This is a genomic window from Uniformispora flossi (assembly GCF_049534875.1).
In the GTDB taxonomy this organism is placed as follows: Bacteria; Actinomycetota; Actinomycetes; order Streptomycetales; family Streptomycetaceae; genus Yinghuangia; species Yinghuangia aomiensis.
Window position 1 is genome coordinate 224,504 of sequence record NZ_JBMULZ010000012.1, and the last position, 17,237, is coordinate 241,740.

Annotated in this window: 17 protein-coding genes; 12 read left to right on the top strand and 5 right to left on the bottom strand. The window is 72.3% G+C overall.

The window, feature by feature from the left end:
- Positions 1–187: 187 nt before the first annotated feature.
- The gene (locus ACPA54_RS25330) at positions 188–898 is read left to right on the top strand and encodes a hypothetical protein (protein WP_423533401.1); all 711 of its coding nucleotides are present in this window, start codon (positions 188–190) and stop codon (positions 896–898) included.
- A gap of 122 nt (positions 899–1,020) precedes the next feature.
- Here ACPA54_RS25330 and ACPA54_RS25335 read toward each other — a convergent pair whose 3' ends face one another.
- Both ACPA54_RS25335 and ACPA54_RS25340 read right to left on the bottom strand, forming a co-directional pair.
- Entirely contained in the window at positions 1,021–1,854 is an 834-nt protein-coding gene (locus ACPA54_RS25335; RefSeq protein ID WP_345673918.1) for a DeoR/GlpR family DNA-binding transcription regulator, read from the bottom strand.
- A 472-nt stretch (positions 1,855–2,326) separates the two neighbouring features.
- Positions 2,327–3,745, bottom strand: coding sequence for an NAD(P)H-quinone dehydrogenase (locus ACPA54_RS25340; RefSeq protein ID WP_423533403.1), 1,419 nt, complete (start codon positions 3,743–3,745; stop codon positions 2,327–2,329).
- Between the two features lie 56 nt (positions 3,746–3,801).
- Here ACPA54_RS25340 and ACPA54_RS25345 point away from each other — a divergent pair, with 56 nt between their 5' ends.
- The 3 genes from ACPA54_RS25345 (at position 3,802) to ACPA54_RS25355 (ending at position 6,980) form a co-directional block, all read left to right on the top strand.
- Positions 3,802–4,254 (top strand): gamma-glutamylcyclotransferase family protein, encoded by a 453-nt coding sequence (locus tag ACPA54_RS25345; RefSeq protein ID WP_345673780.1) that lies wholly within the window; start codon positions 3,802–3,804, stop codon positions 4,252–4,254.
- 166 nt (positions 4,255–4,420) lie between these two features.
- Positions 4,421–5,239, top strand: coding sequence for a purine-nucleoside phosphorylase (locus ACPA54_RS25350; RefSeq protein ID WP_423533405.1), 819 nt, complete (start codon positions 4,421–4,423; stop codon positions 5,237–5,239).
- 94 nt (positions 5,240–5,333) lie between these two features.
- Positions 5,334–6,980, top strand: coding sequence for a phospho-sugar mutase (locus tag ACPA54_RS25355; RefSeq protein ID WP_423533407.1), 1,647 nt, complete (start codon positions 5,334–5,336; stop codon positions 6,978–6,980).
- 42 nt (positions 6,981–7,022) lie between these two features.
- On the opposite strand, the gene ACPA54_RS25360 is transcribed toward ACPA54_RS25355, so the two are convergent.
- The gene (locus ACPA54_RS25360; RefSeq protein ID WP_423533409.1) at positions 7,023–7,616 is read right to left on the bottom strand and encodes a PH domain-containing protein; all 594 of its coding nucleotides are present in this window, start codon (positions 7,614–7,616) and stop codon (positions 7,023–7,025) included.
- 206 nt (positions 7,617–7,822) lie between these two features.
- Between ACPA54_RS25360 and deoC the strand changes: the two genes are divergently transcribed.
- The 3 genes from deoC to ACPA54_RS25375 are packed head-to-tail and all read left to right on the top strand — an operon-like array spanning position 7,823 to position 11,096.
- Entirely contained in the window at positions 7,823–8,773 is a 951-nt protein-coding gene (gene deoC / locus ACPA54_RS25365; RefSeq protein ID WP_423533478.1) for a deoxyribose-phosphate aldolase, read from the top strand.
- 3 nt (positions 8,774–8,776) lie between these two features.
- A complete protein-coding gene (locus ACPA54_RS25370; protein WP_423533411.1) occupies positions 8,777–10,222 on the top strand; it encodes an aldehyde dehydrogenase family protein in 1,446 nt (481 codons plus the stop codon).
- The gene (locus tag ACPA54_RS25375; RefSeq protein ID WP_345673775.1) at positions 10,215–11,096 is read left to right on the top strand and encodes an aldehyde dehydrogenase family protein; all 882 of its coding nucleotides are present in this window, start codon (positions 10,215–10,217) and stop codon (positions 11,094–11,096) included. Before ACPA54_RS25370 ends, ACPA54_RS25375 begins: the two co-directional genes overlap by 8 nt.
- A gap of 78 nt (positions 11,097–11,174) precedes the next feature.
- Here ACPA54_RS25375 and ACPA54_RS25380 read toward each other — a convergent pair whose 3' ends face one another.
- Together ACPA54_RS25380 and ACPA54_RS25385 are read right to left on the bottom strand one after the other, a co-directional pair.
- Positions 11,175–11,513, bottom strand: coding sequence for a hypothetical protein (locus ACPA54_RS25380; protein ID WP_423533413.1), 339 nt, complete (start codon positions 11,511–11,513; stop codon positions 11,175–11,177).
- A gap of 472 nt (positions 11,514–11,985) precedes the next feature.
- Positions 11,986–12,612, bottom strand: coding sequence for a SigE family RNA polymerase sigma factor (locus ACPA54_RS25385; RefSeq protein WP_345673773.1), 627 nt, complete (start codon positions 12,610–12,612; stop codon positions 11,986–11,988).
- Between the two features lie 178 nt (positions 12,613–12,790).
- On the opposite strand from ACPA54_RS25385, the gene ACPA54_RS25390 reads away from it, so the two are divergent.
- The 5 genes from ACPA54_RS25390 (at position 12,791) to ACPA54_RS25410 (ending at position 17,214) form a co-directional block, all read left to right on the top strand.
- The gene (locus tag ACPA54_RS25390; protein WP_281475360.1) at positions 12,791–13,465 is read left to right on the top strand and encodes a response regulator transcription factor; all 675 of its coding nucleotides are present in this window, start codon (positions 12,791–12,793) and stop codon (positions 13,463–13,465) included.
- The gene (locus ACPA54_RS25395; protein ID WP_423533416.1) at positions 13,462–15,081 is read left to right on the top strand and encodes an ATP-binding protein; all 1,620 of its coding nucleotides are present in this window, start codon (positions 13,462–13,464) and stop codon (positions 15,079–15,081) included. Before ACPA54_RS25390 ends, ACPA54_RS25395 begins: the two co-directional genes overlap by 4 nt.
- Positions 15,082–15,119: 38 nt before the next feature.
- Positions 15,120–15,779 carry a hypothetical protein gene (locus ACPA54_RS25400; RefSeq protein ID WP_423533418.1) on the top strand — a complete coding sequence of 220 codons (660 nt, stop codon included), beginning with the start codon at positions 15,120–15,122 and terminating at the stop codon, positions 15,777–15,779.
- Between the two features lie 120 nt (positions 15,780–15,899).
- Positions 15,900–16,097: a PspC domain-containing protein gene (locus ACPA54_RS25405; RefSeq protein WP_423533420.1), complete on the top strand. Its 198-nt coding sequence runs from the start codon at positions 15,900–15,902 to the stop codon at positions 16,095–16,097.
- Positions 16,098–16,209: 112 nt separating this feature from the next.
- Entirely contained in the window at positions 16,210–17,214 is a 1,005-nt protein-coding gene (locus ACPA54_RS25410) for a trypsin-like serine peptidase (RefSeq protein WP_423533422.1), read from the top strand.
- The last annotated feature ends 23 nt before the right edge of the window (positions 17,215–17,237 follow it).

Sequence of the window (17,237 nt, forward strand, 5' to 3'; positions counted from 1 at the left end):
CGCGTTCGGGGCCGACCGGGGCCGACCGCCCGCACCTGCCTCGTTCGCAACCGCGCCCCCAACCGTCCTACCCCGTAACCGACTTCGCGCGGACTCCCACCTCCGTGCGTGGCGGTCGGCCGGCGGACGGGAGTTCGCGGTGGGCGGCGCGCGGTGGGGCGGCAGTGCGGCGGAGTACCTTCGGAGGATGCCGACACCGCGCCCGGGATGGCGTCAGTGGATACCTCGTCCGCATGTCCCCCTGCCCGTGCACCGGTGGCTCTCCCCCGGACCGGCCAAACACGAGCCCACACCCGAGGAAGTCGCCACGCTGGCCGCGATGCAGGCCGCGCTCGGCCGGATGGCCGACGCGGTGCGCGCCGAAGTGACCGCGGTCGGCGAGCTGCTCGCCGTCGTCGAGTTCCCGCCGGAGCCCGCACCGGACGTGCACAAGGCGCTGTCCCGGGCGCTCGATGCGTACGACGCCGCCGGGCGGCTCATGGACGACGTGGCCGACCTCGTCGAACTCGCGGGCGTCGCCGTCCTCGCGGGCGACGCGCGCGTGTCGCTGGCGGTGGCCGCCGCCCGCTACCGGCACGAACCGCTCCCCGCCCTGCCGCGGCCGTGCTTCTTCAACCCGCTGCACGGGCGTTCGGACCGCACCGCGGAATGGCGGACCGGCTACAAGACCACGCTCAAAGTCCCCGCCTGCACCCCGTGCCGCAAGGCGATCCGCCGCGGCGACGCACCCGCCCACCTCGCGGACCGGGCGCCCGACGGGCGGATCGTGCCGTACTACGCGGTGGACCCTGCCGTATCGGTGTGGTCGGCGACCGGCTACGGCACCTTCCACGACGACCTGGCCGCCCGCATCCAGCGCGGCGAGCACCGCAAGCGCCGCCGCGGGCACCGGCCCTGACGGAGCATCAGGACCGGTGCGGGTGGCGACGGAGGCCCGTGGCGGCGGGCACCTCGTCGCCGGCTCCGGCCGGGACGGACGAGGCGTCCGCCCCGCCCGCGGCCCTCGGCCACCGCGCCCGCTCACAGCCTCCGGTCGCGCCCGTCCGGCCCCGCCCCGGCGTGGTCCACGCCGAGCAGCCGGTCCCCGTTGATCTCGGTACGCGCCCCCGGCACCGCACGCTGCGGCAGATGCGCCGTGTGGATCTGCACGCCGATCTCGGCGAGTGCGGACAGTTCCGCGGATGGGGCATCCTCGTCGGTCACCAAGTGCGTGATGCGTTCCGACGCCACGGTCTGGAACATCGTGTCGACCCCGATCTTGGTGTGGTCGACCATCACCACGACCTCGTGGGCGGCCTGCACGAGCGCCCGATCCACGCTCGCGGAGAGCATGTTCGGCGTGGACAGGCCGCGTTCCGCGGTCAGCCCGTTGCCGGACACGAACGCCCGGCGCACCCGCAGCCCGGACAGCGCCTGTTCGGCACCGCTGCCGACCAGGGCGTACGACGATCCGCGCAGCGTCCCGCCGGTCATGACCACCTCGACGCGGTTGGCGTGCGCGAGGACTTGGGCAACGAGAAGGGAGTTGGTGACGACGGTGAGGCCGGGGATGCGGGCCAGTCTCCGGGCCAGCTCCTGCGTGGTTGTTCCCGCGCCCACGACGACCGCGTCTCCCTCGTCGACCAGCGACACGGCGAGATCGGCGATCGCGGCCTTCTCCGCGGCGGCGAGATGGGTCTTCTGCGAGTAGCTGGGCTCCCGCGCGAGTCCACCGGGCAGCACCGCACCGCCGTGCCTGCGGTCGAGAAGCCCCTCGGCTTCCAACGCACGCACGTCCCGGCGGACTGTCACCTCGGACGTCTGGACCACCCGGGCGAGTTCCCTCAGGGACACCGCTCCGTTGGCCCGCACCATTTCCAGAATCAACTGACGACGCTCAGCAGCGAACACGTGACGAAGGTAACGCGACCGACCACCTCTTTTCAGCCGGTTGCAGGTCTTACCCAAACTTGTTCACCAAGATGATGAGGATCCGGGGCATTCAGGGCAGCGAAAGTCGGCGGTGAACGGGCTCGAAGCCGCGGAAACACCGCATCCGGGAGGCGCGTATTCGCCGAACGGGGCTGTCCCCACCATGCCCACAGCGCCCGCGAAGTCGCTTGCGGTCGTGTCGTGCCCATCCGTGCACACACGTGACCACTCCGAAACGAGTATGCGCGCTTGGCGAGCGCGGTCGCGCGCGTTCCCGGAAAGCCACCCGATCGAGTGGAGAACACCCGGACGCCGCAAGGAAATAGCGAGGCCGCGATTCCCGGCTCGGGAATCGCGGCCTTGTCGTGGTGCGGCGGTACGGGCCCGATCAATCGGACCGATCAGACCCGGTCGATCAGACCCGGTCGCGGCGGTGCAGGCGGCGCGCCGCCTCGGCGAGCGAACCCGATAGCGACGGGTACACCGTGAAGGCGTTGGCCACCTGATCGACCGTCAGGTGCAGGTCGACGGCGAGCGACACCGCGTGGATCAGCTCGCTCGCGCGCGGCGCGACGACCACGCCGCCGACCACGATGCCGGTGCCCGGACGGCAGAACAGCTTCACGAAGCCGTCGTGGATGCCCTGCATCTTCGCGCGCGGGTTGCGCGACAGCGGCATCTTCACCGTGTGCGCGTCGATCTCGCCCGAGTCGATCGAGGCCTGCGAGTAGCCGCAGGTGGCGATCTCCGGGTCGGTGAACACGTTGGACGCCACGGCTTTGAGGTCCAGCGGCGATACCGCGTCGCCGAGCATGTGGTACATCGCGATGCGGCCCTGCATCGCGGCGACCGAGGCGAGGGCGAACACGCCGGTGCAGTCGCCCGCCGCGTAGACGCCGTTCGCGGTCGTGCGCGACACCCGGTCGACCCGCACGTGCCCGGAGTCCTTGAGGAAGACCCCGGACTCCTCCAGGCCGATGCCCTGCGTGTTCGGCACCGCGCCGACCGCCATGAGGCAGTGGCTGCCCTCCAGGGTCTGGCCGTCGGCCAGGTGGACGATCACGCTGTCCCCGAGCCGCTCGACGCGCTCGGCGCGCGACCGGCCCATGACCCGCATGCCGCGGCGCTTGAACACGCTCTCCAGCACCTCGGCCGCGTCCGGGTCCTCGCCGGGCAGCACGCGGTCGCGGCTGGAGACGAGCGTCACCTTCGACCCGAGGGCCTGGTAGGCGCCGGCGAACTCGGCGCCGGTGACACCCGAGCCGACCACGATGAGTTCGCGCGGCAGCTCGGTGAGGCCGTAGACCTGCTTCCAGTCCAGGATCCGCTCGCCGTCCGGCACCGCGCCGGGCAGCACCCGCGGGGTGGCCCCGGTGGAGATCAGGATCGCGTCCGCCTCCAGCGTCTCGGTGGTGCCGTCCTCCAGCTCGGCGACCACACGGCGCGGCCCGTCCAGTCGGCCGGAGCCGCGCAGCAGGTTGACCCCGGCGCGGCGCAGGCCGTTGGCGATGTCGACGGACTGGGCCTGGGCCAGCTCCAGCACCCGCTTGTTGACCACGTCCAGATCGACGCCGACCTTCGGCCGGTCGAGCGTGCCGGGCGTGCCGTCGTCCACGTAGATGCCGAGTTCCTGGTGGGAATCGGCGAAGTTGGTCATGACTTCCGCGGTCGCGATCAAGGTCTTGGACGGCACGCAGTCCGTCAGGACCGCGGCACCGCCCACGCCGTCGCGCTCGACCACGGTCACTTCGGCCCCGAGCTGCGCGGCGACCAGCGCCGACTCATAGCCCCCGGGGCCGCCACCAACGATCACTATGCGAGTCACGCGTCCCATCCTCTCTTATGTGGCGAGTCTCTCCCATCGCAGGGCGCCGCGTAGGATGCGGAACCATGCCCCTCTACGCCGCGTACGCAAGCAACCTCGACGCGCGGCAGATGGCACGGCGCGCTCCCCACTCCCCGCTCCGCGTCACCGGCTGGCTGCCGGGCTGGCGCCTCACGTTCGGCGGCGAGCAGTTGGGCTGGGAGGGCTCCCTTGCCACCGTGGTCGAGGACGAGATTTCGCAGGTGTTCGTCGCGCTGTACGACCTGACCGACGCGGACGAGGACGCCCTCGATCGCTGGGAAGGCGAATCGCTCGGCCTGTACCGGAAGGCCAAGGTCCGCGTCGAGACCCTGTTCGGCGAGGAACTCGCCTGGCTGTACGTCCTCAACGACTACGAGGGCGGCCTCCCGTCCGCACGCTACCTCGGCATGGTCGCCGAAGCGGCGGAATCCGCGGGCGCGCCCGACGACTACGTCAAGGAACTCCGCACCCGCCCGTGCGGCTCCGTGGGGATGTAGCCACGCCACGCACATCGACCGCCCCGCCACCCTCCGGTGGCCGGGCCGGACGTGCTGCGGGCGCGCGGCGCGGCACCCGGGTGTTTTCGGCATCAATTGCGACACGATCTCTACGCGCATAGACCCCAAGCACCTGGATCGGCACCCCACCATTTACGCTCACCGTGTGAACGCTTCCGACGCCATTCTCAGCACCGACCCGGCCGCCGCCGCGGACGCCGCCGCCCGGCGTCTCGCGGAGATCACCGGCGCTCCCCGCCACGACATCGCGCTGGTGATGGGGTCCGGCTGGGTCCCCGCAGCGGACATGCTCGGCACCGCCGACCACGAGTTCCCGGTCACCGACCTGCCGGGCTTCCCGCCGCCCGCGGTCGCGGGCCACGCGGGCACCATCCGGTCGATCGCCGTCGGGGACCGGCGCGCCCTGGTGTTCCTCGGACGCACCCACCTGTACGAGGGTCGCGGCGTCGCCTCGGTCGTGCACGGCGTCCGCACCGCCGTCGCCGCGGGCTGCCGGACGGTCGTGCTGACCAACGGCTGCGGCGGGCTGCGCCCGACGTTCACCCCGGGCCAGCCGGTGCTGATCTCCGACCACATCAACCTCACCGCGACGTCGCCGATCGTCGGCGCGAACTTCGTGGACCTGACCGACCTGTACGCGCCGCGCCTGCGCGAGCTGTGCCGCGAGGTCGAGCCGAGCCTCGAAGAAGGCGTCTACGTGCAGTTCCCCGGGCCGCACTACGAGACGCCCGCGGAAATCGGGATGGTCCGCGCCATCGGTGGGCACCTGGTCGGCATGTCCACGACGCTCGAGGCCATCGCGGCCCGTGAGGCCGGCGCCGAGGTGCTCGGCATCTCGCTGGTGACCAACCTGGCCGCGGGCATGACCGGCGAGCCCCTCAACCACGAAGAGGTCCTGGAAGCCGGCCGCACGTCCGCGGTGCGGATGGGCCGCCTGCTGGCCGAGGTACTCCCCCGGATCTAGGGCGTGTCCGGGTCGCTTCCGTCTGCGGCTGCGCGGCGCGGCGCGGCCCCACTTCCCGTTCCCGGCCTTTCCCCTTCCCGACAGGAGACCGCCCTTGAGTGACGTCGCCGAGGCCGCCCGCGCGTGGCTGGCCGAGGACCCCGACCCGGACACCCGCGCGGAGCTGCGGCGGCTGCTCGACGCGGACGACCGCGCCGCGCTGGCCGACCGGTTCGCCGGGATGCTGCAGTTCGGCACCGCGGGACTGCGCGGCGAACTCGGCGCCGGGCCCAACCGGATGAACCGGGCGGTGGTGATCCGGGCGGCGGCGGGACTCGCCGCCTACCTGAACGCCACCAATCCGGGCACGGTGGTCGTCGGGTTCGACGCCCGGCACAAGTCGGACGTGTTCGCGCGCGACACCGCCGCGGTCATGGAGGCCGCCGGGCTGCACGCACTGGTGCTGCCGCGGCCGCTGCCGACACCGGTGCTGGCGTACGCGATCCGCCACCTGGGCTGCGTCGCGGGCGTCATGGTGACGGCGAGCCACAACCCGCCGCGCGACAACGGCTACAAGGTGTACCTGGGCGACGGCTCGCAGATCGTGCCGCCCGCCGACGAGGAGATCGCCGCGCGGATCGCCGCGGTCGGCTCCCTGGCCGACGTGCCGATGGCGGACGGCGGCTGGGAGATCCTCAGCGAGGCGCTGCTGGACGCCTACCTGGACCGCGCGGCGGGCGTGGTGCGTCCGGACGGGCCGCGCGACGTGCGGATCGTGCACACCGCGATGCACGGAGTCGGCGGCGCGGTGATGCTCAGCGCGTTCGAGCGCGCGGGCTTCCCGGTGCCGACCGTGGTGGCGGCGCAGGCCGAGCCGGACCCGGATTTCCCGACGGTCGCCTTCCCGAACCCGGAGGAGCCGGGCGCGATGGACCTCGCGTTCGAGACCGCCGCGGCCGCGGACGCCGACCTGGTGATCGCCAACGACCCGGACGCCGACCGCTGCGCGGTCGCGGTGCCCGACCCGGCGGCGCAGGGCGGCTGGCGGATGCTGCGCGGCGACGAGGTCGGTGCGCTGCTCGGCGTGGAGATCGCCCGGCGGGCCGGCGGGACGGGAGTCCTGGCCACCACGATCGTGTCGTCGTCGCTGCTGGGCCCGGTCGCGGAACGCTTCGGGCTGGACTACGTGGAGACACTGACCGGCTTCAAGTGGCTGGCACGTGTTCCGAACCTGACGTTCGCCTACGAAGAGGCCCTCGGCTACTGCGTCGACCCGGACGGCGTCCGCGACAAGGACGGCGTGTCGGCGGCGCTCATGATCGCCGAGCTGGCCGCCGCCGCGAAGGGCGAGGGCCGGACGCTCCTCGACCTGCTGGACCAGATCGCCATCGAGTTCGGCCTGCACGCGACCGACCAGTACGCGGTGCGCGTCGACAAGCTCGAGCTGATCGCCGACGGCATGGCCCGGCTGCGCGCGACCCCTCCGACCGAGCTGGGCGGCCTGCGCGTGGCCCGCGTCGACGACCTCGCGGCGGGCTCCGCCGACCTGCCCCCGACCGATGGCCTGCGCTACACCCTGGCCGGCGCGGACGACGTCGCCTCGGCCCGGATCGTGGTCCGCCCCAGCGGCACCGAGCCGAAGCTGAAGGGCTACCTCCAGGTCGTGGTGCCGGTGCACAGCCAGGTCGCCGAGGCCCGGCGCGTCGCGTCGGTGACGCTGGCCGAACTCACCCGGGATCTGGCGGCGGCGCTGGGCATGTGACGCCGCGGGCCGCTGCGCTCCGACTCGGCCGTCCCGGCCGGCTCAGAGCGCGGCGGCCACCGCCGCCAGCACGATGCCGACGACGATCGGCGCCAGGACCGGCAGGTACCAGACGGCCTTGACGTCGCCGGTCGACTCCTTGGCGAACTGCTCGGCCATGCCGCGCAGGTCGGCGAGGGCGTGGTCGGCGACCGCGGCCTGCGGGATGTAGTGCACGGAGCTGTGGCCGCGGTCCATCGGGTCCTCGGCGGTCGCGCGGGCGTTGGCGCGCAGGGCGCGCTTGCGTTCGCGGAGCGACACCGGGATCGCCCAGATGTGGAACGACTTGCCCTGTGCGCGGACTTCCAGCGAGTACTCGGCGCGGATCTCGTCGATCGCGCCCCACGGGATCTCGATGCTGCGGAACGGGTTGCGGATGACCAGGCGCTCCGGGCCGGCGAAGACCGCCGCGCGGAGGGTCAGCGCGAAGACCACCGTGCCGAGCGCCAGGACCACGCCGATCACCATGAGGGCGGTCCGTCCGCTGCCGCGCACGAGGGTGTCGATGATCAGCCACAGGCCTACCGCCAGCAGCACGACCCCGGTGAACGCGGCCGGCTTGGACCGGTAGGAGGTGACGCCCTCGTCGTTGCTCATGGGCCGGATTGTGCCGCACGAAGGCGTACCGTCGAAACGTACCGCCGTATATGTGTTCTTTGGGTGATCACCCGATTGCAGAAACGTCCCGTCGGGATGACGCCGTCGAGGCGCCGGGAAAGCACCGGGGAGCACGTCGCGGCACCGGAACGCGCGCTGCGGCCCATGACAGGCGCTACGCGTGTAGATATGCTCATGTGGTGACCATGCTGTCTGCCTTCCCTGCCGACCCGGTCGAGGTGACGTCCTCCGAGGCGGCCTTGACCCGGTTCCTCCACGGGCTTCCCGGCATCGACAAGGTGGGGGCCGAGTCCCGCGCCGCGATGCTCGGAACGCGCTCGATCAAGAAGGACGCCAAGGCGTTCGCGATCGACCTCGCCATCTCGATGATCGACCTGACCACGCTGGAGGGCGCCGACACCCCCGGCAAGGTCCGGTCGCTGTGCGCCAAGGCGCTGCACCCGGATCCGGGCACGCCCGGCACCCCGCGCCCGGCCGCCATCTGCGTCTACCCCGACCTGGTCGCCGAGGCCAAGCAGGCCCTCGGCAGCGCGCCCGTCAAGGTCGCGTCGGTCGCCACCGCCTTCCCGTCCGGGCGCGCCGCACTCGACGTGAAGCTCGCCGATGTCGCCACCGCGGTGGCCGCGGGTGCGGACGAGATCGACATGGTCATCGACCGCGGCGCCTTCCTGTCCGGCCGGTACCAGGCGGTCTTCGACGAGATCGTCGCGGTCAAGGCGGCCTGCGGCAGCGCGCACCTGAAGGTCATCCTGGAGACCGGCGAGCTGGCGACGTACGACAACGTGCGCCGGGCCTCGTGGCTGGGCATGCTCGCCGGGGCCGACTTCATCAAGACGTCCACCGGCAAGGTCGCCACCAACGCGACGCTGCCGGTCACCCTGGTGATGCTCGAAGCGGTGCGCGACTTCCGCGCGGCGACCGGCCGCCAGATCGGCGTCAAGCCCGCGGGCGGCATCCGCACCACCAAGGACGCCATCAAGTACCTCGTCCTGGTGAACGAGACCGCCGGCCCGGACTGGCTGACCCCCGACTGGTTCCGCCTGGGCGCCTCCAGCCTGCTCAACGACCTGCTCATGCAGCGCCACAAGCAGGCCACCGGCCGCTACTCCGGCCCCGACTACGTGACGGTGGACTGACCCGTGACTGCCTCCCCCAACCCCTTCGCCTACGCCCCGGCCCCGGAGTCCCGCGCCGCGGCCGACATCGCGTCGTCGTACGGCCTGTTCATCGACGGCAAGTTCACCGAAGCCGCGGACGGCGGCACGCTCAAGACCGTCAACCCGGCCACCGAAGAGGTCCTCTCCGAGGTCGCCGTCGGCGGCGAAGCGGACGTCGACCGCGCGGTCAAGGCGGCCCGCAAGGCGTTCCGCGCCTGGTCCGCGCTGCCCGGCAGCGAGCGCGCCAAGTACCTGTTCCGCATCGCGCGCCTCGTGCAGGAGCACGCCCGCGAACTCGCGGTGCTGGAAACGCTGGACAACGGCAAGCCGATCCGCGAATCGCGCGACGTCGACATCCCGCTCGTCGCCGCGCACTTCTTCCACTACGCGGGCTGGGCCGACAAGCTCGCGCACGCCGGCTTCGGTCCGGACCCCAAGCCGCTCGGGGTGGCCGGGCAGGTCATCCCGTGGAACTTCCCGCTGCTGATGCTCGCGTGGAAGATCGCCCCGGCGCTGGCCGCGGGCAACACCGTGGTCCTCAAGCCCGCCGAGACCACGCCGCTCACCGCGCTGCGCTTCGCGGAGATCTGCGTCGAGGCCGGGCTGCCCGCGGGCGTCGTCAACATCGTGACCGGCGCGGGCGACACCGGCCGCGCGGTCGTCGCGCACCCGGACGTCGACAAGATCGCGTTCACCGGCTCCACCGAGGTCGGCAAGCAGATCCTGCGCACCGTCGCGGGCACCGGCAAGAAGCTGACCCTCGAACTCGGCGGCAAGGCCGCGAACATCGTCTACGACGACGCCGCGCTCGACTCGGCCGTCGAAGGCATCGTCAACGGCATCTTCTTCAACCAGGGCCAGGTCTGCTGCGCCGGATCGCGGCTGCTCGTGCAGGAGTCCGTCGCCGACGAGGTCCTGCACATGCTGACCCGCCGCCTGGGCACCCTGCGCCTCGGCGACCCGATGGACAAGAACACCGACGTGGGCGCGATCAACTCGGCCGAGCAGCTCGACCGCATCACGCGCCTGGTCAACGCCGGCGACGAGGAAGGCGCCGAGCGCTGGACGGCGCCGTGCGAGATCCCCGCGAAGGGCTTCTGGTTCCCGCCGACCGTGTTCACCGGCGTGACGCAGGCGCACCGCATCGCGCGCGAGGAGATCTTCGGCCCGGTGCTGTCCGTGCTGACGTTCCGCACCCCGGCCGAGGCCGTGGAGAAGGCCAACAACACGCCCTACGGTCTGTCCGCGGGCGTGTGGACGGAGAAGGGCGCCAAGGCCCTGTGGACGGCGCAGCGGCTGCGCGCGGGCGTCGTGTGGACGAACACCTTCAACCGCTTCGACCCGGCGTCGCCGTTCGGCGGCTTCAAGGAATCCGGATTCGGCCGTGAGGGTGGCCGCCACGGGCTGGAGGCCTACCTCGATGTCTGAGTCTCGTCTGGCGGTCAACAAGACCTACAAGCTGTACATCGGGGGCAAGTTCCCCCGCTCCGAGAGCGGACGGGTGTACGCCGTGACCGACACGAAGGACCGGCCGGTGGCGAACGCGCCGCGCGGCACCCGCAAGGACGCCCGCGACGCGGTGGTCGCCGCGCGCAAGGCGTACCCGGGCTGGTCGGGCGCGACGGCGTTCAACCGCGGGCAGGTGCTGTACCGGATCGCCGAGATGCTGGAGGCGCGCCGCGAGGAGTACGCGTCCGAGGTGTCGGCCGCGGAGGGCGTGGGCCGCAACAAGGCGCTGGCGCTCGTCGACGCGTCCGTGGACCGCTGGGTCTGGTACGCGGGCTGGACGGACAAGCTCGCGCAGGTCGCCGGCGGCGCGAACCCGGTGGCGGGGCCGTACGCGAACTGGTCGACGCCGGAGCCGACCGGCGTGGTCGCCGTGCTCGCCCCGCGGAAGTCGTCGCTGCTCGGGCTGACCAGCGTGGTGGCGCCGGTGATCGCAACCGGGAACACCGCGGTGGTGCTGGCGTCCGAGCAGGCGCCGCTGCCCGCGCTGGCGTTCGGCGAGGTGCTGGGCGTGTCCGACGTGCCGGGCGGTGTGGTGAACATCCTCAGCGGTCCGCTCGCCGAGGTGGCGCCGTGGCTGGCCGCGCACCAGGACGTCAACGCCATCGACCTGGCGGGCGCGTCGCACAACGCCGGGGTGGCGTCGGTGCGCGACCTGGAGGTCGCCGCCGCGGACAACCTCAAGCGCGTGCTGCGGCCGGACGCCAAGGAGCCGGACTGGACGGCCGACCCGGGCGTGGCGCGGATGCTCGCGTTCACCGAGACGCGCACGGTCTGGCACCCGACCGGGAGCTGACCGGCGGACGGAACGGGCCGGGCGGCCGCCTCACGGGGCGGCCGCCCGGCTTTTTCCGTGCGGGGTGCCCGCGCCGGGTCAGACCAGCGGGCCGACGCCCTGCAGCGGGCCGCTGCCGAGCAGGTTCTGCAGGTTGGTGCCGTGCGCGAGCTTGCCGGTGGCCATGTCGGTGCCCACCGGGAGGTCGCCGACCTCGGTGCCGACCGCGTTGTCGAGCGGGTTGAAGCCGGTGCCGGCCAGCGGGTTCAGCGCGGCGGTCTGGGCCGGGTTGAGGACGGCGGGCAGCGCCGCGTCGAGCGCCGGGTCCAGGCGCGTCTGGCCGGGCTGCACCGGCGGGGCGGCGCTCGCGGCGGACGCGCCGAGGGCGACCGCGGCGCCGAGCGACGCTGCCATCACGGTACGCAGAGGCGAAGCCATGCGATTTCCTTCCGTTTCCTTGCGAGCGCGGCATCGACACGCTGAGCGCCCGAATCACCACGGAAGGTAGCGAAATCCGTCCGCCCGGGGCAACGCGGCAGCAATTGACGGTGTGTCCGCCGCGCGTCGGCGGATCCGCCGACGCGGCCCGGCACGTGTCCGGCACCACTCTGTGACGAGGCCGGAACCAACCGGCGGGAAAGGCCGTCTTTGCCCGCGTAACCCTCCGCAGCGCGACCGCGCAGCCGCCGGGGACTCCGACCCCCGGGCGCGCCGCCACGACCTCCCCCGCACCACCCCTCGCCTCCCCCACTCGTTGCCTCCCCCAGCAGCCGCACGGCCCCGGAAACGACGAAGTCCCGGGGCCGGCCCTTGCGGACCGTTCCCGGGACTTCTGAGTCCCCACCAAGCCCCCCCGGACTCTGTGAACACTCGCGGCATTGCACACAACCCGCCGACGCGGGCTCGTGGGTCAGGCGACCAGCTCCGCGAAAGCCTCGTCCGCGCCGAAGCTCAGCGCCTCGTCCTCGCGGAGCCGGCGCAGGGCGCGCCAGATGCTGCTCTTGACCGTGCCGACGCTGACGCCGAGCACCTCGGCGACCTCGGGGTCGGTGCGGCCCTCGTAGTAGCGCAGCACGAGCATCGTGCGCTGCGGCTCGGGCAGCTTGGCGAGCGCCTGCCACAGCACGGCACGCAGTTCGGTGTCGCCCATCGAGTCCGAGCAGTCGGCGCGCTCGGGCATCTCCTCGGTGGGGTACTCGCCGATCCGGCGGCGGCGCCACGCCGATATGTGCAGGTTGGTCATCGTGCGGCGGAGGTAGCCGCCGAGCGCCGCCTTGTCCTGGATGCGGCCCCACGCCTGGTAGGTGCTCATCAGGGCGCTCTGCAGCAGGTCCTCGGCCTCGTTGCGGTCCCCCGTGAGGTGGTACGCGGTGGCGAACAGCGCCGAGCGGCGCTCGCGGACGTACGCCGTGAAGTCGTCGTCCACACATCCGGTGTCCGGCACCGCGGCACGCGAGGCGGCCGTCCCGGCGCTGGGGACCGCGGCGAGTGCGACGACGTTACGGCGGTTGTCGTGGCGGTCGATCTGAGTCTGCATGGTTCCTCCCCCAAAACCTGCTCCGACGCGAGGTTCGTTCACGACCACAACTCTGCTGGTCGGGCTTCATCGGACCGTCTGCCTCGTGTCACAGGTATGCAACAGGGGATGGGCGGGCAGAACCGGGGATTGCGGACCCGTGTTCTTCCCACTCGTGACGTCAGACACAATGGCTCGCGTGCCCTACCTGTTGCTGATCGAGGATGACGAGGCCGTGCGTACCGGCCTCGAACTCGCGTTGGGCCGCCAGGGTCACCGGGTGGTGACGGCGGCCACCGGCGAGCTTGGTTTGGAGCGGTGGCGCGAACAGCGCCCCGACCTGATCGTGCTGGACGTGATGCTGCCCGGGATCGACGGATTCGAGGTGTGCCGGCGGATCCGCCGGACCGACTCGCTGCCGATCATCCTGCTGACCGCGCGCAACGACGACATCGACGTCGTCGTGGGCCTGGAGTCGGGGGCGGACGACTATGTCGTCAAGCCCGTGCAGCCTCGCGTGCTGGACGCCCGGATCCGGGCGGTCCTGCGCCGCGGCGAACGCGAAGTGTCCGATGCGTCGGTGTTCGGCGACCTGGTGGTCGACCGCAACGCGATGATCGTGACCAAGGGCGGCGAAGAGCTGTCCCTCACACCGACCGAACTGCGGCTGCTCGTCGAGCTGAGCCGCCGGCCCGGCCAGGCGCTGTCGCGCCAGCAGTTGCTGCGGCTGGTGTGGGAACACGACTACCTCGGCGACTCGCGGCTGGTGGACGCCTGCGTCCAGCGGCTGCGCGCCAAGGTCGAGTTGGTGCCGTCGGCGCCGACGTTGATCCGCACGGTCCGCGGCGTCGGTTACCGCCTCGACCCGCCGTGACGGGCCGCAAGACGCCGCGCAACCGGCGGCCGGTGCTGGCGCGGATCGGGCATGCCATGCGGCTCAGCTCGCTGCGCGTGCGGATCCTCGCGGCGTTCGCGATCGTCGCGCTGATCTCCGCGGTCCTGGCCTCCGGGATCGCCTACTGGCTCACCCGCAACGCCGTGCTCCAGCGTGCCCAGGACTCGGTCATCAAGGAGTTCCGCGACGGCCTCGGCCGGGTGTCGACGAACCTGTCGGCCAACCCGACGGACGCCGAACTCGACGCGGCCGTGCAGCAGCTCCGCAACACCAGCTTCGGCTACGCGGTGGTGCTGGTCGGCGACGGCACGAACACGGCGGCGACGTCGGGCGAGTTCACGCTGAAGGAAGTACCCGCGGACCTGCAGAAAGCGGTCAACACCCGCGATGCGCAGGGCAACTACCACATGTACTTCCAGCGGATCAGCATCAAGGGGCAGCCGTATCTCGTCGGCGGCACCAAGGTGGTCACGGACACGCCCGGCGCGCCCGACGGGCCGACCGGGTACATGTTCCAGTCCCTGCGCGCCGAGCAGACCGATCTGACGTCGCTGGCCCGCTACCTGACCACGGGTGCGGTGCTGGCCTTGGGCGCCGCTGCGGTGCTGGCTCTCGTGGGGGCGCGGCATGTGCTGCGTCCGGTGCGGCGGCTCGGCAACGCGGCGCGGCAGCTGGGTGCGGGGCAGCTCGACACCCGGCTGGACGTCCGCGGCTCGGACGAACTCGCGGATCTCGCCCGTACCTTCAACGACGCCGCGGAGAAACTCGAACGCAGCGTCACGGAGTTGCGTGCACTGGAGTCGTCGTCCCGGCGGTTCGTCGCGGACGTGTCGCACGAGCTGCGCACTCCGCTGGCCGCGATGACCGCGGTGAGCGAACTGCTCGAAGAGGAGGCGGACAGCCTCGGCGAGCAGGGCGCCCCGGCCGCGCGGCTGGTGGTCGCGGAGATCGAGCGGCTCGCGACGCTGGTCGAGGACCTGATGGAGGTGTCACGGTTCGACGCGGGCACCGCCGCCCTGGTCCTCGACGAGGTGAACATCGCCGACCTGGTCACCGCCTGCCTGGACGCGCGGGCCTGGATGGACGCGGTCGACCTGCGGTCGCCGCGCGACATCGTGGCGCGAGTGGACGCCCGGCGGTTGGACGTGATGGTGTCGAACCTGGTCGGCAACGCGCTGCGGCACGGCGGTTCGCCGGTGACCGTGGTCATCCGCCGCGAACCTCGGGCGGCCGACCCGGGCCTGCTCGCCGAGCCGGGCGCCGAGGACCTGGTCATCGACGTCTCGGACACCGGGCCGGGCATTCCGGAGGACGTGCTGCCGCACGTGTTCGACCGGTTCTACAAGGCGGACAGCTCGCGGGCGCGTTCCGAGGGCAGCGGCCTGGGCCTGTCGATCGTGATGGAGAACGCCCGGATCCACGGCGGCACGGCGTCCGCGTCGAACGTCCCGGGCGGCGGCGCGATGTTCAGCCTGCGGCTGCCGCTGGTGCCGCCGGACGACGATCCGGCGGACTACGGCCCCGACGGCGGCGACTTCGCCGACGACACCGGGCACGACCTGGACGACGGAGCGCAGTTGGGAGGACGGCGGTGACGGTACGCGGAACCCTGCGACGCCCGCGCGGAGCCCCGGTGCGGCGGTCCTCCGGCCGCCGGACGCCGCTCCGCTCCCGGCCGCGCGCCGGACTGGCCGGCGGCGTGCCCGCGGCGCTGGCGGCGGCCGTGCTCGCCGCCGCGCTGGCGGGCTGCGGCATCCGGTCCACGGACGGGCCGATCAACGCCGGCGAGCCGGCCAAGCGCCCCGCGCCGGGCACGGCGACCACCGCCCCGGTCGCGCAGCACCAGATCTACCTGATCCGCGAAGGGCGTCCGCAGCCGGTGCCGCGCGGCGACGCGGTGGACATCCAGGTCCCGGTCCCCGGGGCGACCCGGATCACGGCCCCCGGGGATCCCCTGAGGATGTCCCTGATCGACCGGCTGCTGCGCGAACTGGCCAAGGGACCGAGTACCGCGGAAGCCGCGCAGGGCTGGACGACCGCGGTGCCCGCGGGCGGCGTCGGCCTCGCCGAACCGCAGCCCGGCGACCCGGCGGACCTGGTGCGGCTGGACGTCGACAACGTGGCGGCGCTCAACCCGCTGGCCCTCGGACAGATCGTGTGCACGCTGCAGCGCGCCGCGAAGACCGAGGGTCTGCCGCTGGCCGGACGGACCGGACCGGCGCGGGCCGAGCAGTGCGCGGCCTACCAGAAGGCGCCGGCCGCGGCGCCGTCGACAGCCAAGGGGACGGGGTAATCCCCTACCTCCGGGTCAGGGTCCGGCACACCCGCAGGATGACGAAACGTCCGTTTTGGTCGCCTACCTTCGAAAGCGAGACGGCACGACGGACGTGCCGCGCCGAGGAGGCCGAGCGCCATGTACGCCACGCAGCCCGCCAAGCTGGTCCGCCCGCGCAACGGGCGCATGATCGCCGGAGTGTGCGCGGGACTCGCGCAGCGCTTCGGCTGGTCGCCGAAGGCGGTGCGCATCGGATTCGTGCTGTCCTGCCTGCTGCCCGGCCCGCAGTTCCTGCTCTACCTGGTGATGTGGGTGGTCATCCCGCAGGAGGGGTGACCCCGCAGACTTCGCCTGCGCCTATCATCCGTGAGGGGTCCGGCCGCCGCGTGCGGCCGTGCCCGGCCCGGGGAGGGCCCGGACGGACGGCGGAGGCGAGGGGGGAGGCCCGGTGGGGCCGACGCACCACAAGAACCGGATCATCACGCTGTCCGTGATCGGCGGCGTGATCGTGACGCTGCTGGGGCTGTTCCTCAGCGGGTCGCTCGCGATCGAGGCCGGCAAGACGTCCGCGATGTCGTCGAAGGAGTACTCCGAGAAGGAGATCCAGGACAACAACCGGTTCTGGGACGACGAGGGCAAGCAGGGCAGCGCCAAGCCGGTCGGGCCGCAGATCACGCCCGGCGCGGAGGCGCCGTCCGGGCAGAACTACCGGCCGCCGTCGACGGTCCAGGCCGCACTGGTGGACGGCCCGTATTCGGATCCCGACAAGGCGATACGCGGCAAGATCTTCTTCGAGGTGCCCGGCGGGGTCGCCGAGTGCAGCGGCACCGTGGTGCACCACCCGAGCGGCAACATGGTGTGGACGGCGGCGCACTGCCTGCACGGCGGCAAGGGAGCCGACTTCTACACGCGCGTGACGTTCATACCGGGCTACAACGGAGCGGGCGCGACGCGCGCCGAGCGGGAGCCGTACGGCCGCTGGCCGGCCCGGCAGGTCGAGGTCAGCGACCAGTGGGTGAAGGACGCCGACCCGGAACGCGACAGCATCGCCTCGCCGTTCGACTTCGGCGCGTTCCTCGTGCAGCCGCCGTCCGGGAAGAAGTCCCTGGAGGACACCCTCGGCACCAGCGCGGAAATACTCTTCAACGCGCCGCGCGGACTGGACGTCGAGTCCTACGGGTACCCGGGCGAACCGCCGTTCGACGGCCGCGAGATGTACAGCTGCTCGTCGCCGACCACGGACTTCCGCAACACCGGCTGGCCGCGTCCCGACATGCTGTGGATGGGCTGCACGATGACCGGCGGCTCCAGCGGCGGCGGCTGGTTCGCCGAAGTGAACGGCAAACGCTACCTGGTGAGCAACGTGTCGCTGGGCATCACGCTGACCGCCGCGAAAACCATGACCGGCCCCTATCTGGGCAACGTCGCGCAGCAGCTGTACGGCAGATTCTGACGTCCCGCACGCCCCCGCACGCC